General features: G+C 59.1%; 12 protein-coding genes and 1 pseudogene. 5 read left to right on the plus strand and 8 right to left on the minus strand.

All coding sequences use genetic code 11. The features are described 5' to 3' along the window. Genes EFQ99_RS02520 through melA form a run of 3 tightly spaced genes read left to right on the plus strand, consistent with a single transcriptional unit; the run spans window position 1 to window position 4,208 of the window. Window positions 1-1,137, plus strand: coding sequence for an ABC transporter permease (locus tag EFQ99_RS02520; protein WP_126919079.1), 1,137 nt, complete (start codon window positions 1-3; stop codon window positions 1,135-1,137). Window positions 1,138-1,147: 10 nt separating this feature from the next. After that, the gene (locus tag EFQ99_RS02525) at window positions 1,148-2,815 is read left to right on the plus strand and encodes an ABC transporter ATP-binding protein (protein WP_126919080.1); all 1,668 of its coding nucleotides are present in this window, start codon (window positions 1,148-1,150) and stop codon (window positions 2,813-2,815) included. Window positions 2,816-2,837: 22 nt separating this feature from the next. Further along, window positions 2,838-4,208: an alpha-glucosidase/alpha-galactosidase gene (melA, locus tag EFQ99_RS02530; protein WP_126919081.1), complete on the plus strand. Its 1,371-nt coding sequence runs from the start codon at window positions 2,838-2,840 to the stop codon at window positions 4,206-4,208. A gap of 118 nt (window positions 4,209-4,326) precedes the next feature. Here the strand turns inward: melA and EFQ99_RS02535 are convergent, their stop codons facing one another. The 7 genes from EFQ99_RS02535 to EFQ99_RS02565 form a co-directional block, all read right to left on the minus strand. After that, window positions 4,327-4,629: a hypothetical protein gene (locus EFQ99_RS02535; protein WP_126919082.1), complete on the minus strand. Its 303-nt coding sequence runs from the start codon at window positions 4,627-4,629 to the stop codon at window positions 4,327-4,329. A gap of 22 nt (window positions 4,630-4,651) precedes the next feature. Then, window positions 4,652-5,131, minus strand: a complete 480-nt coding sequence (locus EFQ99_RS02540; protein ID WP_126919083.1) for a hypothetical protein — start codon at window positions 5,129-5,131, stop codon at window positions 4,652-4,654. A 20-nt stretch (window positions 5,132-5,151) separates the two neighbouring features. After that, window positions 5,152-6,372, minus strand: coding sequence for a gluzincin family metallopeptidase (locus EFQ99_RS02545; RefSeq protein WP_126919084.1), 1,221 nt, complete (start codon window positions 6,370-6,372; stop codon window positions 5,152-5,154). Between the two features lie 42 nt (window positions 6,373-6,414). Beyond that, window positions 6,415-7,179 carry a TfuA-like protein gene (locus EFQ99_RS02550; protein WP_126919085.1) on the minus strand — a complete coding sequence of 255 codons (765 nt, stop codon included), beginning with the start codon at window positions 7,177-7,179 and terminating at the stop codon, window positions 6,415-6,417. Continuing rightward, window positions 7,169-8,317 (minus strand): YcaO-like family protein, encoded by a 1,149-nt coding sequence (locus EFQ99_RS02555; protein ID WP_126919086.1) that lies wholly within the window; start codon window positions 8,315-8,317, stop codon window positions 7,169-7,171. Before EFQ99_RS02555 ends, EFQ99_RS02550 begins: the two co-directional genes overlap by 11 nt. A gap of 18 nt (window positions 8,318-8,335) precedes the next feature. After that, window positions 8,336-11,326: an ATP-binding protein gene (locus EFQ99_RS02560; RefSeq protein ID WP_126919087.1), complete on the minus strand. Its 2,991-nt coding sequence runs from the start codon at window positions 11,324-11,326 to the stop codon at window positions 8,336-8,338. A 469-nt stretch (window positions 11,327-11,795) separates the two neighbouring features. Beyond that, window positions 11,796-12,230: a hypothetical protein gene (locus tag EFQ99_RS02565; RefSeq protein WP_126919088.1), complete on the minus strand. Its 435-nt coding sequence runs from the start codon at window positions 12,228-12,230 to the stop codon at window positions 11,796-11,798. A gap of 203 nt (window positions 12,231-12,433) precedes the next feature. Between EFQ99_RS02565 and EFQ99_RS02570 the strand changes: the two genes are divergently transcribed. Beyond that, complete coding sequence (locus EFQ99_RS02570; RefSeq protein ID WP_126919089.1) at window positions 12,434-13,330, plus strand: GGDEF domain-containing protein; 897 nt, start codon at window positions 12,434-12,436, stop codon at window positions 13,328-13,330. Window positions 13,331-13,468: 138 nt separating this feature from the next. Here the strand turns inward: EFQ99_RS02570 and EFQ99_RS02575 are convergent, their stop codons facing one another. Then, window positions 13,469-13,774 (minus strand): hypothetical protein, encoded by a 306-nt coding sequence (locus tag EFQ99_RS02575; protein ID WP_126919090.1) that lies wholly within the window; start codon window positions 13,772-13,774, stop codon window positions 13,469-13,471. 82 nt (window positions 13,775-13,856) lie between these two features. Here EFQ99_RS02575 and EFQ99_RS02580 point away from each other — a divergent pair. Then, a pseudogene (locus EFQ99_RS02580) lies at window positions 13,857-14,064 on the plus strand (alpha-glucosidase/alpha-galactosidase); the annotation flags it as partial. Window positions 14,065-14,146: the final 82 nt, after the last annotated feature.

The following is a 14,146-nucleotide window of genomic DNA, read 5'->3' on the forward strand; positions in this document are numbered from 1 at the left end:
ATGCTTGCTTTTGACTCTTCCGCTACACCGCCGACAACCGAACCCGCGATCAAGAAGCCGTCGCATGGCAGCGAGAGCTATCTGGCGCTCGTCTGGCGCCGACTGAGGCGCTCCTGGACCGGCATGGCCGGGCTCGTGCTCGTCGGGCTCCTGATCCTCATGGCGATCTTTGCCGATTTCTTCGCGCCGATGGACCCGAAGGCGACCGATGTCGGTTTCGCGCCGCCGCAGATCATGAGCTTCCACGACAAGGACGGGGGCTTCGTTTTCCAGCCGCGCGTCTATGCGCTGTCCGATTCCGAAGAGCTCGATCCGGTCACCTTCCAGCCGATCGTCGGCATGGATTATGACAACCCGCGGCTGCTCGGCTTCTTCGTCAAGGGCGCTGAATACAACCTTCTCGGTCTGATCCCGGCCAACCGCCACTTCTTCGGCTCGACCGACGGCCAGCCGGTCCATTTCCTCGGCACTGACAAGTTCGGCCGTGACGTGCTGTCGCGCGCCATCATCGGCTCGCGCATCTCGCTGACGATCGCCCTGACTGTGGTCTTCATCGTCACCATTATCGGCACGACGGTCGGCATGGTCTCGGGCTATTTCGGCGGGAGCTTCGATGTCTGGGTGCAGCGCTTCGTCGAACTGGTGCTCGCCTTCCCACAGCTGCCGCTCTATCTGGCGCTGACCTCGCTGATCCCGGTGACTGCACCGACCAACGTCTTCCTCGCCTTCGTCATCGCCGTCATGTCGGCGCTCGGCTGGGCGCAGATGTCGCGCGAGGTGCGCGGCAAGACCCTGGCGCTCGCCCGCATCGATTATGTCAGGGCGGCCATGGCCGTCGGCGCCACCGACACGCGCATCATCCTGCAGCATATCTTTCCGAACGTGATGAGCCACGTCATCGTCGCGGTGACGCTCGCCATACCAAGTGTCGTGCTGCTGGAATCCTTCCTCGGTTTCTTGGGCTTTGCCGTCAAGCCGCCGCTGATTTCCTGGGGACTGATGCTGCAGGACACGGCGACCTATTCGGTCATCGGCTCTTATCCCTGGATTCTCTCTCCCGTTGCCTTCGTGCTCGTCACCGTCTTCGCCTTCAATGCGCTGGGTGACGGACTGCGCGATGCGGTCGATCCTTATTGAGGTGATTGATATGGCTCTTGCACTGGTCAATTCCTTCGCCCCGCCCGTCCGCCACGACCACGACGGCCGCTCGGAAACGCCTATTATCGACGCCCGCAACGTCGCTGTGAATTTCAAGGTCGAGGACGGCATGGTCGAAGCCGTCAAGGACGTCTCCTTCCAGCTCTATCGCGGTGAGACGATCGCGATCGTCGGCGAGTCCGGCTCCGGCAAATCGGTGACGGCCCGTACGGTGATGGGGCTCTTGTCGAAGCGCGCCGTGGTTTCCGACAAATCCACGGTCGCCTATGACGGCAACAACATCCTGAAATTCTCCGAGCGGGCGCGTCGCAAGCTGCGCGGCGACCGCATCTCGATGATCTTCCAGGAACCGATGAGTTCGCTGAACCCGATCTATACGATCGGCAGCCAGATCGTCGAGGCGATCCGCGTGCATCGCCGGATCAGCAAAAGGGATGCGCAAAAGCGCGCGCTCGAACTGCTCGAACATGTGCAGATCCCCGATCCCGCCGCGCGGCTCATGCAATATCCGCATCAGCTTTCCGGCGGTCAGCGCCAGCGCGTGATGATCGCCATGGCGCTCGCCAACGATCCCGACGTGCTGATCGCCGACGAGCCGACGACGGCGCTCGACGTCACCGTGCAGGCGCAGATCCTCAATCTGATCCGCAACCTGCAGAAAGAGCTGGGGATGGCCGTCATCCTCATCACCCACGACCTCACAGTCGTGCGGCAGTTCTCGGATTACGTCTATGTGATGCAGCACGGCGAAGTGCGCGAACACAACACCACCGAAGCGCTGTTTGCCAATCCGCAGCACGCCTATACGAGGCACCTGCTCGCCTCCGAACCGCGCGGCCAGGCCAATCCGCTGCCGGAGGGATCGGATGTCATCCTGGATGCCAAGGGCGTGCGTGTCGCTTTCATGCTGCGCCATGGCACCTTTCTCAAGCCGGCGATGCGTGAGCTTGTCGCCGTCGACAGCCTCGACCTGACGCTGCGCCGTCACGAGACGCTCGGCCTCGTCGGCGAATCCGGCTCCGGCAAGACGACGTTCGGCCAGGCGATCCTGCGACTGAACAATGCCCAGAACGGCGAGATCTATTTCGACCGTCAGCCGATCCATGGCCTTTCCCGAGCTGAGATGCGGCCACTGCGCGCCCGCATGCAGGTGGTGTTCCAGGATCCGTTCTCATCGCTCAACCCGCGCATGACGATTGGCCAGATCATCGACGAAGGCCTCGTTGTCAACAAGCTGGGCGCGACCAGGAGCGAACGGCAGGACCGGGTGCGCGAAGCGCTCATTGCCGCCGGCATGCCCGGCAATATCCTGTCGCGCTTCCCGCATGAATTTTCCGGCGGCCAGCGCCAGCGTATCGCGATTGCCCGTGCCATCGCGCTGGAGCCGGAATTCATCCTGCTCGACGAGCCGACATCGGCGCTCGATCTTTCCGTCCAGGCGCAGATCATCGAACTCCTGCGCAAGCTGCAGGACGAGCGGGGCCTGAGCTATCTCTTCATCTCCCACGACCTCAAGGTCGTCAGGGCGCTCTGCCATCGGGTCATCGTCATGCAGCATGGCAAGATCGTCGAAGAGGGACCTGTCAACGAAGTTCTATCCAATCCCAAGACCGCCTACACCGAACGGCTCGTCAAAGCCGCTTTCGAGGTAGCGTGAACGCCGAATGCCGGAGGTTATTATGGCAGCAAATCCCAAAATCACGTTCATCGGAGCTGGCTCCACCGTCTTCATGAAGAATATCGTCGGCGACGTGTTGCAGCGTCCGGCCCTGTCGGGTGCGACCATCGCCCTGATGGATCTCAATCCGCAGCGGCTGGAAGAAAGCGCCGTCGTCGTCAACAAGCTGATCTCGACGCTCGGCGTCAAGGCGAAGGCCGAGACCTATTCCGACCAGCGCAAGGCGCTTGCGGGCGCCGATTTCGTCGTCGTCGCTTTCCAGATCGGCGGCTATGAGCCCTGCACGGTCACCGATTTCGAGGTGCCGAAGAAATACGGGCTGCGCCAGACGATCGCCGACACACTCGGCGTCGGCGGCATCATGCGCGGGCTTCGCACCGTGCCGCATCTCTGGAAGGTCTGTGAGGACATGCTCGCCGTCTGCCCCGAGGCGATCATGCTGCAATATGTCAACCCGATGGCGATCAACACCTGGGCGATATCAGAGAAATACCCCACGATTCGCCAGGTCGGCCTCTGCCATTCGGTGCAGGGCACGGCGATGGAACTGGCCCACGACCTCGACATTCCCTACGAGGAAATCCGCTACCGCGCCGCCGGCATCAACCACATGGCCTTCTATCTCAAGTTCGAGCATCGCCAGCCTGATGGTTCCTACAAGAACCTTTATCCGGATCTCGTGCGCGGCTATCGGGAGGGCAGGGCGCCAAAGCCCGGCTGGAACCCGCGCTGCCCGAACAAGGTGCGCTACGAGATGCTGACCCGGCTTGGCTATTTCGTCACCGAAAGCTCCGAGCATTTCGCCGAATACACGCCGTATTTCATCAAGGAAGGCCGCGAGGACCTGATCGAGAAATTCGGCATTCCGCTCGATGAATATCCGAAGCGCTGCATCGAGCAGATCGAGCGCTGGAAGGGGCAGGCGGAAGCCTATCGCACCGCCGACAAGATCGAGGTCGAGCCGTCGAAGGAATATGCCTCCTCGATCATCAACTCGGTCTGGACCGGCGAGCCCTCGGTGATCTACGGCAATGTCCGCAACAATGGCTGCATCACCTCGCTGCCCTATAATTGCGCCGCCGAAGTGCCCTGCCTCGTCGACGCTTCCGGCATCCAGCCGACCTTCATCGGCGATCTGCCGCCGCAACTCACCGCTCTGATCCGCACCAATATCAACGTGCAGGAACTGACGGTGCAGGCGCTGATGACTGAGAACCGCGAGCACATCTATCACGCCGCGATGATGGACCCGCATACGGCAGCCGAACTCGACCTCGACCAGATCTGGTCGCTGGTCGACGATCTGCTCGCCACCCACGGCGACTGGCTGCCCGAATGGGCGCGCACCAGCCGCAAGGTTCAGGCTGCCTGATCCTCTCTCCCGGATTGGGCGTCAAAGAGCCCCGCGGTCGCAACAACCGCGGGGTTTTTCGTGCGTGAAGCCCGTTGTAGGACACCACGTTTCATGCGCGAGAATTGCTTCGTCGGCGTTACGCTGGCTTCGGAAATTCAAATTGCTGACCGCTTTTTAGGATCGGGTATTTCACTGTCGGGGTATCCTTCACCGTTCGTCCCGATTCCGTGATAATGGTAAATGTTGCTGTTACCGTGATCAGACCGGGCGGTGCACTCTTCTTGTCTTCCCGGACAGAGAATTTGTACTCGTCATTTTTATTGCCATCTCGACCGCTGATTTTCCCGTTCTTGTCCACACACAGACTTGAAGCATACTCGTCAAAGATCGATAGCTGCTCGTAGTCGTCCAGTATTTTTACGCTGACCTCGAATGCCATGATGCTCTCCATCGATGCTGGATTAATCGCGGGTAAGACGGCCGTCACGATGTGCCATCCTGAGGGTGATTGCGTAGGAAGTTGGAGATCGTTTTCCCGGTAGATTGGCGTCTAGTATGAGTGTCTTTGCGTCGCCGAAGTTTGTGCATATCTCAAGCAACATATCGGACGCACGGATCCTCCACATCATATAGCCAAGATCATCAAATCCACATCCCACGGCGTCCCGGGGAGTGTCGCCTGTAACGAGAAATACCCGGTTTGAATCGAACCTGTAGCAATGCCCTTCGAAAGCATAGCCATAGGCTAAAACGATCGAATATTCTCCAGACGCACTTCCGACATCACCATGGAACAATTGCATTCGAAGATCGGTTTGGAATCCCTCTCCGATATCGAAGCGAGCATAATCGTTTCTGTCGTTGAGCTTGACGCCGTAAAGGATTAGGGCATCTGGTTCGTAGCGCTCTGTCGCTGGAGCGGGGACGCTTTCATTTATCATCGATACCTCCCGTCGTCTGGTTAAAGAATTCCACGCCACCTCATGCAATCTTCAAGCTGGTCCATGTAAGCGACACCCCGCCCCCGGCTGGCAGCTTCGAGGAAGGCTGCTGCTGCGACTTCAAACGTCAGGCTGTCCGGTTCGAGATATCTCCAGGAACGCACAACGGCTTCGCCCACGATGTCTCGTGCATCCTGTAGGGCGGCCTTCGTGGCGAAGTGCTTCAATTCATAGGATGCCTTCGGCGCTCGCAGGCCTTCTTCGATAAGCGCAGGCACCATTTGCCGGCGAAGATCGCTGAATTTCCTGGGATCGATGTCCGACGTTCCGCGTTCGAATTGCAGCGACTGGAAGACCTCGATCAGGCAATCGAAAAGGCCCGCCGCGAACGGCTTTGACTGGTCGTGAACATCGCTGCCGACATCACCGATGCGAAGCGAGTTATTAAACGATCGCAATTGCTTCTCGTCGCTGAGTTCGGAAAATTTGTCGAGTTCATTGTGCAAGAGCAGATTTCCGCCGGTGCGGCGAAGGAGCCGATCGAGAGCGGTGTCGAATTGCAGCAATCCCAGCAGCGATATGAAATCGGCGATAGCCTCATGGTAGGAAAAGAAATCGCTGTCACGTCCGTCGCCCTGGAGGATTCCGAGTTCGCTCAGCAGAATGAGGTGTCCCATTTCGTGAGCAACGGCGTCGAAATTCAGCGCGAAACTTGATGCCGAGTTTCCCGGCTCGCTCTCACCCAGCTCCAGAAAGCCAAAGCCGGATTGTGCATTCTCCCAATTGGGAATGCGAGGAACAATTTCCAATCGTTCCAGCGTTGGTTCGAAGAACCAGGGGATCGAGCGCCCGACATAGCTCTCACAAATATCGAGAACCCGGTGCGCGCAGGCAAAACTGTGCGTCGAAAGGAATGCCGGCGAACCAGGCCCGATATGATCGAAATGACCGTCGGCGCCAGGCTCTACAGGAGGCTGCAAAAGGCCGGAATACGGAGGGATGTATGGTGCGGCATAGGGAGACTTCGGTTCAACGGGGTTTGCCACATACATTCGGCTGTCCGACGGCCCAGCCAGGATCGGCCCCGCGGAAGCTCCAATCCACACCACTTCGGGCTTTTCATAGCCGGGGATGAAGGGTGGCTGGGGAAAGACAAGGAAACGCACTCCCAAGGGCTGCCCTGAAGCTGCCCCGCTGCCTGCGCCCTCCGGATGTGTGATGGCATCCAATGCTGCCCCCACCGCTCGTTTCCCACGCCAAGCGAATTTTCTAATATACCAGTACTACGCGCCTTTCGACAATAGTGTATCGAGCAGATTGTAGTACTCCATGTCGTTCGCAAACGATTCCGTAAGTTCAAACTCCAAAGGAAAGCTCTCGTTTAGATTGCTGATATTTTGATTGTCCAGGTATTTCAGAAGATTTACCGCGTCGGTTCGCTTCTGGTTTACAGCGCTCGCTTTCAGCCATGCTTTTAGTGTTCCGAGCTGGTCCAGAGGGCTGCCACTGTTTTCAGCCGCCACAAAGAGCTTGGCGAATGACCTTTCGCTGAAGTGAAGCGAGCGTGCCAGTGACTCAAGGTCATGCCTGAGCCATTTTTCGATGATCCCGGCGCGTTCCGCGTTTCTCAGAGAGAGCCTGATGTCTATGAGAGCGTCACCCAGTGCGGTTGATCCCAGCTCAATGGGAGCCATTGGCACCGTGACATCGGCATCATCGGTGAGCGGATGCCTTCGATACCACCGGTAGATCAGTCCATGCCCGATCATTCCCTGGGGGGCTAGTTCCGCTGCTCGTAGCGCGCCTATGCTTGATGCACCGTACATGCGGACCCCTCGGGACATTGCCCAGAGAATTTCCTGGTGACGAACAGCCGGGGACTGCGCGAAGACGCCGTCGATCAGCGCAATCACGGAGGGAGCGTATTGCGCCACGGCTCGCACGACATCTCCGCATCCGACGGGAGGAAGGTATATCGCGTCCAGGTGGCTGCGCGCTTCCGTCCCGGAGAGAGTGGGGCCGAGAAAAACCACGATATCATCGCGCAAGGTCTGCCTCCGGATTTGTTTCCAGTGGTGGCGCAACCACGCGGACGACATGAAGAGGTATGCGATCATCCGAATGAAGAACCACAAGAATGGCGGCCGTCGCGCCTGCCAACTTTAAGGCCTCGATGGTCGCTCGGATGGATTGGTCGTTGGCGGGAGGACACTCTTCGACATAGGAACTGCCTCCTTTTGCGAGTTGACTGCGCCATGCGGCCAACTCCGAGGCATCCGGGCATCCATAAAGCTCGGTCCTGATATCTTCCCGCGCGGCTGAAATCACGCCCAATCGAGACTGGCATGCTTCGAGCAATGCGCTCGTCAGCGCGCGATCGTGGCTGAAGTCGCAGCCGAAGCCTTCAGCCGGCAGAGGCGCAAACGGGGCTCTGCTTGCGTCTTCCATGATGTGGCACCAGTAGATCGGCAGCGCGTGCGGCGCCGGGATCTGCCAGACGCCCACGACAAAACCTGCATTGGATAGTCGCCGCATGATTTCTCCGGCGCTTCCCGAGTGAACCGACCGGCTGTCGATCTGAAAGCGATCAAAGAAATGGGGGGTCTTCATTGCCGTGCATCGAGCCTGCCGCTCCAGAATCTCCAGGCACGCATGTCTTGCCGCGCTTTGAAGGCTCGTGCCGGCTGCCAGGCCCGTTGTGTCTCTGGGCATCCAATGTGGATGAGGCGAGGGGATGGTGTAGGCGGTATCCACAAGGGCAAGCGGAACTGAAATTTCCTGACCTGAAAAGAGATCCAACCCGCCAATCCAGAAAAGCGTCTCATCGCCCCGCCCGACGCCAAGGTGCGACCAGTATTTCTGTTCGTTCATTTCGCGGAAGGCCGCTCTGAAGACGCGGTCCGGAGGGATCCGCTCCGAGGCCCATCCCTCCAGGGATTCCATCAGGCCCGATATCGCCGCGAGCGGAAAAGTCAAACCTTTCCCTTGGCTGACCACGACGGAAAGGGACCGCGGCCGCACCGCCTGGACGACGGGAATCCCGATCCAGTCGAGTTGCGTGACCGAACCCAGCCTCGTGATCCCGTATTCCTGCTTATGCGCGAGGATGCGCCGCACGGTCTGCCAGGGATCAGGGGGCGAGGGGGGAAGGGTATCGAAGATATTGTCGAGCATCCCTTCGTCCATCCGATCCTCCTCTTGGGGCTAGAACCTTGGCAATCCGTCCAAGGCGCGCTTTGCTCTTTCCGTGAGCCAGGCAGCTTTTTGCGCTTCTGCAATCTGGATGGCTTTCGTCAGGTCTCTTTTTATCGATGAGGGAGTGTCGTTCAGATCACGTCTCAGTTTTGCGCTGAGGCGATAGAGTTCGGCGAGCCAGAACGACTGGCCGCTGCTGCGACCAACATTGATCGCATTGTGAACGGTTGCGAGCGCTTCCGCAGGTTTTCCGAGCCGCTGCAGCACCTGCGCATGCATGTCACTGTGTATGGAAAAATTGTCGTCGGTGCCCAATTGCTGCTGGAGCAGGAGGCCGCCCTGAAAGCGCTCTTCGCCGCGTTTTGCGGATGACGTCATCAGCTCCGCCCAGCCGCAGTACATGTTGGCACGCGCCTGGCTTGCGGCGAGACCGTGCCGCTTGGCAAGCGACAGCATCTGTTCGCCGAGCGCATGGACATCGTCATATCTGTCTTGGCAGCGACGAAGGACGATTGCGTAATAAAGCGAATGAACCATGCTGCCGGCGTGATCAGTTGAGGTTGCCCATTCCAGGCATTGTTTGATCGCATCTTCACTGGCGTCGGGATCATTCAGAAGCAGGTAGGAGAGGGCGCTTTCACCCAACCCGCATACCTTGGCATCATGTCCACCGAAGAAGGCTCGATTTCTCACGGCTCTTTCGGGATCGTAGAGATCGAGGCCTTTGGCGACGCAATCGAGACAAAAATCGTGCTCCCCGGCATGAAAGCTCGTCGCCCATCCGCAATGATAGGACTGAAGTCTCGTCTCCTGATCCTCGACGGCTTGCATGTCCCCCACGAGAATTCGCGCGCGTGATTGTTGCGTCAGAATGTTGGGCGCCGTGAACCACCATCCCCAGTAGACCGGGAAATGTTTTACCCGAACTGTCGATGATTGTTTCCTCAGAAAATGCATCGCGCGGGAATAGACCCGCCGTGCGCTCTCCGAGCCCTCTCCGTCAAGCGCGGCCGCCACGACGCCTTGAAGTTCGAACAAGCCGAGTGCGAGCTCGGTGCGATCGGGATGGCGCCGCGAAACGCTGTTGACCTCCCGCGCACAGAGTTCAAGTGACACGTTTGCCTCGTGCATTGCCGAGCGAAGAACGCTTGCTTCCGCCGCCGCCAAGGCAAACTTGGCCGCGGCATCGTGCAGGCCCGCTTCGGCACACTGCCAGGCGGCGATCGCAGCTGGCAAGCTGGGCTTCCCTTCTCCGATCAACAGATCCGCGATGCGCCTGTGTATGCGACGCCTGTCGCTCTTGAGAAGGCTGCTGTAGGCAGCTTCCTGGGCCAGCACGTGCCGGAACTGGAATGAGCCGGGGGCGACGGAAGAACGCTCGATGATGCCTTGAGAAAGAAGCTGCTCAATGGCAACGTCAACGCTCTGCCGGCTGACGCCTTCGAGAAGGTAGGTGAGCAGTGAGATGCTGAATTCGCGGCCGATGACGCTCGCAAATTGCGCCATCCGTCGGGCGGGACCGGTCGCGGCGAGCCTGGCGGAAAGGAGATCATTGAGCGAAGTGACGCCGCCTTCCAGCAGCAACCCTTTCCATTCGGATAAGGCGTTGCCCAAAGGTTGCCTCGTCAGGAAGAAGGTCGCCAGTTCTTCCGCATAGAGCGGCATGCCATCGCATTGATCCAGTATGAAATCCGAGAGGCCGGACGGAGGGCGTTCCCCCCAGATCGAGGCGACGAGATCCCGAACCGCGGCGGAGGCTAGCCCTGACAATTCTATCTCCGTGGCAACGGCCAGGGATCGCCTGATTCTCGACGTCTGAATCACAAGGATCGGAAGCTTGCCGGCTTGCAATCCGAGCAGATCCATCAACTCCAAGGTCATGCCGTCGGCCCAATGAACATCCTCGAAGACGAGGAGCGTCGGAACAGCAGTCGCTTTGCATGTCAGGATGTCAGCAGCCGCTTCGACGACCTTCCGCCTGAACGCGCGCCCGGACAAATCCGGCACCCGAATATTGCGAGATGTTGCCGAGGATCGGTCGGCAGTAAATGCGAGAATTGTGTCGATTGCATCAACCTCTACATCTCGGCCGGATGCCCGAAGAGCCTGCGCAAAAGCGCCATTGTCGCCATCGTTTAGAACCGAAGGCTCGGCGACAAGCCTCTCCAGAAACGCAACAAACGGATGCAGAGGCTGGCTCTCCATGCGCCTGCCGCACTGGAAGACCAAGGTCTCATGCGCCGTTCGCCGTAGGTTTCGGGCGAATTCGCCAACCAGCCGGGATTTGCCGATGCCTGCCTCTCCAACGAGGGCGATCGAACTCCCCTTACCGTCGAGAGCCGAATTCCAGGCACTGGAAAGAGCCGCAAGCTCTCTTTCCCTGCCTCTGATTGGCTTCTCCCGCTCATGGGATGGCGATAGCTCGGACGTTGATTGATCACGTTCTTGCGGGCGCCAGAGCGCAATCGGATCTTCAAAACCTTTGAGCCTGGCTTCTCGAAGCAGGCTGTAGTCGAATTTGTGCCGCGTGAGCTGAACGGTGGAATCTGCGACAAGGACGGAATTCGGCTCGGCCTCTGCTTGCAGGCGAGCCGCCAGAACAGGTGCCGTGCCAACAATCTCATCACCTTCGGTGGAGAATACGACGAGACTGGTGGCAACCCCAATCCGCAGCTTGAAACGCATCCGCGCTTTGGCTTTCGTCCTGGCTGCAATGCGCACGAGTTCGAGGGAAGCCCGCACGGCACTTTCAGCGGCATCTTCGGACTGGTCGGGATATCCGAAGAAACAGCATCCGCCGTCTCCGAGCCGCTGATGAAGAAATCCTCCATGTTCTTTTATGACAGCTTCGGCACTCTGGTGCAGCGCTGACACGGATCGGAAGAATTGCTCCGGGTCGCTTCGCAGTAAGAGCTCCGTCGAGCCCACGATGTCATAGAAAAGGGCAGTGACCTGTCGCCGCTCTCCAGTGAAACGAAATCGTGCGTCGAGGGTTTTCATAATGGGTCGCCCAACACCACAGAAGCCTTGGCAAGGACATCCGATTTATAGCATTGATGCAAGCTTTTCGTGCGCTGATGCTAATATAAGCCTGCTGCATCATGCATCGCCTGATAGTGAACTATACTATCCCCCTCGATCTACGCGCAGGCCACGACCGCATCGCTTCGGGCCGGGTTGATCCGGGTGACGCGCGGCTATGTGGAATATCAGTTTCCCAACGATGCGCGGCTGACGAACAGCCACCCACGGCGACTGGCTGCCCGAATGGGCGCGCACGAGCCGCAAAGTGCGGGTGGCCGACCTTCTCTCCCGGGTGACGTGTCGAAAGGCCTCGCGCTGGCAACGACCGCGGGGCTTTAGCCGCCGGAGATTACCAGCCATGAGCGACCGGCCTATCGCCGTGGCGGCCCTTTTCACCACGGCGGCGAGCGCCAACCTTTGAGCGCCAGATGGCCTTCAGCCTCAATCAGCCAAAGAACGCGCGAAGCTGAGCGAAGAACCCGTCTGGTTTGTAATTTGCCATTTTTCGCAAGCGGCGAGCGATGACTGCCGCGCTGACGCTTTCACCGAAATGGCAGAAGCAGACAAGATCATGCAATTGCTCGTCGCTGAATTCGAAGAACCGTTTGGCCTCTCCATAGCTGTCATTTTCCATTCCTGCCGCCCGCAGAATGGGATCAGCGAATGCAACGGAGATCGGGGTGTCGTCATCGCGCAGAGCAAGCCGATCTGCAATCGACTTATATTCGGTTTCGTGAAGCGTCCTAAGAAACGGTCGGGGGCTGCGTTCGAGACTTTCGGCCCACCGTTCAAGCCGTTCGCGCCGCGTCATCTCAAGGCGCTTGCAGGTCGTGCTGACCTTAGCAATGGTTTTCAATTGATCGAGTGCGTACTGTTCCATCTCGGCCTCCTATCCCCGGAAAAATAGATGGTCCGCTCCCAAAAACAGCGTGGCTCAGGTGGCTGCCGATGTCCAATCACGATTGGGAACGGCGTCCCGTTGACGTTTCCGTAATCACTGGAGACGCCTTTACTTGCCGACTGGCTCTTTTCTCATAGGATTTCTGCGCCATGTCATGCCAAGGCAACCAGACAAGGTTCGGTATGGACGAGATATTCGAACAGCTTCTGCACCTTTCTGCACGCACCGAGACGCTCATCGCCGTTTACGATAGCAATGACCGGCTGCAATACGCCAACAGCACCTTTCGTTCGGTCTATTTCATCGAGCCGGATGAAACTCCGCTCTGGCCGGATCTCATGCGGCGCAATTTTGAGCTACGGCGGGGCACGGTCATTCGGACGAGCAATTTCGAGGAGTGGCTGCGATCGACACAGTCTCGCCGCGGCAAGATCGGCTATCGAGCCTTCGAGACGGACCTGTGGGATGGCCGATGGCTTTGGATGACCGAGGCAGTGCAGACGAACGGTTGGATGTTGTGCATTGCGAGCGACATCACCGGTTTGCGAGCGCATGGCAGGACTGTCCGGCAAGATCGCGACCAGGCGATCAAAGCGTCATACACCGATGAACTCACGGGTGTCGCCAACCGCCGCTTTGTGATGGCCCGCGTTGATGACATGCTGGCAGCGGCCCAGCATGGAAACGAGGGGTGCCTTGCGGTGTTCGACATCGACAATTTCAAACACATCAACGATCGGCTCGGCCACCACGCCGGCGATCTCGTCCTGCGCGATTTTGCGCATCGCATTCATCAGAATGTTCGCCGCAACGATTGTTTCGGGCGGGTCGGCGGAGAAGAGTTCCTTCTCGTGATGCCGGCAACCGGGCCGGAAGACGCCATTGCCATGGTCGAGCGCATGCTGACGGTGATCCGGTTCTCCCGGCCTCTGCCGGAATCTCCCGACTTCAGCTACACCTGCTCCGCCGGCATCGCCGCCTGTATCCCGTCCGACAGCGCGTCGGACCTCTATCGACGCGCCGATCAGGCACTCTATGCTGCCAAGCTAAGCGGCCGGGACAGGGTGCGCGCAGCGTAGGGGCCCAGACTATATGGTTGAACCCCAATTTGGTGTGCCGCTGCTCAGAGCAGCACTTTGTCGTGGGCCGCAGTCATGGCGGACGGCGACCCGGGCCTGTTTGCTGAGGTAGGAACCAATGTGATTGGGCGCGATGCCTCAGATTCCAGACCCGTGGAGCTCCTGGTCATCGTCGCCTTCCCAAGGTGAGGGCATCGAGATGCGATTGCGGTTGGCCGAGGGCATCGGCATCCAACACTTCAATTCCGGCTCCGCATATTCGATGATGTGCCCTGGCGAGGAATCAGAGGCGCGCCAGCCTTCTCCTGCGAACTGATCGCCATTCGACCAATAGGCGAGATCAACTTCCGCCGGCCCCTGCTCGGACTGGCGAATCGTGACGAGGATCCGACTACCGTCTTTCGGAGCGTTTGCCATGTGGCGCCAGCGATCTGGCTCGTCCATCGTCTTTTCTCCTCCCTCGCTGCAGGTTGCGAGTGTCGCCTTGCCGGCGAAAGCGGTCAACTCAAACTTTGTGAGAACCGTGCTCGCCGATGCCTCCGGCATCCAGCCGACCTTCATCGGCGACCTGCCGCCGCAGCTGACCGCGAGCACATCTACCACGCCGCGACGATGGACCGCATACGGCGGCCGACCTCGACCTCGGCCAGATCGGGTCGCTGGTCGACGATCTGCTCGCCACAGATTGGCTGCTCGAATGGGCGCGCACAGCTCGCAAGGTACAGGCCGCTTGACATGCTCTGCCGGGTGAGGCGTCAGGGAGCTCTGCGGCGGCAACGACCGCGAAGCTTTTGTGTGAGAATCGGCTAATTTGCG

The sequence above is a fragment of the Rhizobium vallis genome (assembly GCF_003985155.1).
GTDB lineage: Bacteria > Pseudomonadota > Alphaproteobacteria > Rhizobiales > Rhizobiaceae > Rhizobium > Rhizobium vallis.

Excerpts from the sequence above, each read along its gene's own strand:
- EFQ99_RS02520 (WP_126919079.1), top strand. The coding sequence starts at position 1 with ATGCTTGCTTTTGACTCTTCCGCTACACCGCCGACAACCGAACCCGCG.
- EFQ99_RS02525 (WP_126919080.1), top strand. The coding sequence starts at position 1,148 with ATGGCTCTTGCACTGGTCAATTCCTTCGCCCCGCCCGTCCGCCACGAC.
- melA (WP_126919081.1), top strand. The coding sequence starts at position 2,838 with ATGGCAGCAAATCCCAAAATCACGTTCATCGGAGCTGGCTCCACCGTC.
- EFQ99_RS02535 (WP_126919082.1), bottom strand. The coding sequence starts at position 4,629 with ATGGCATTCGAGGTCAGCGTAAAAATACTGGACGACTACGAGCAGCTA.
- EFQ99_RS02540 (WP_126919083.1), bottom strand. The coding sequence starts at position 5,131 with ATGATAAATGAAAGCGTCCCCGCTCCAGCGACAGAGCGCTACGAACCA.
- EFQ99_RS02555 (WP_126919086.1), bottom strand. The coding sequence starts at position 8,317 with ATGGACGAAGGGATGCTCGACAATATCTTCGATACCCTTCCCCCCTCG.
- EFQ99_RS02560 (WP_126919087.1), bottom strand. The coding sequence starts at position 11,326 with ATGAAAACCCTCGACGCACGATTTCGTTTCACTGGAGAGCGGCGACAG.
- EFQ99_RS02565 (WP_126919088.1), bottom strand. The coding sequence starts at position 12,230 with ATGGAACAGTACGCACTCGATCAATTGAAAACCATTGCTAAGGTCAGC.
- EFQ99_RS02570 (WP_126919089.1), top strand. The coding sequence starts at position 12,434 with ATGGACGAGATATTCGAACAGCTTCTGCACCTTTCTGCACGCACCGAG.
- EFQ99_RS02575 (WP_126919090.1), bottom strand. The coding sequence starts at position 13,774 with ATGGACGAGCCAGATCGCTGGCGCCACATGGCAAACGCTCCGAAAGAC.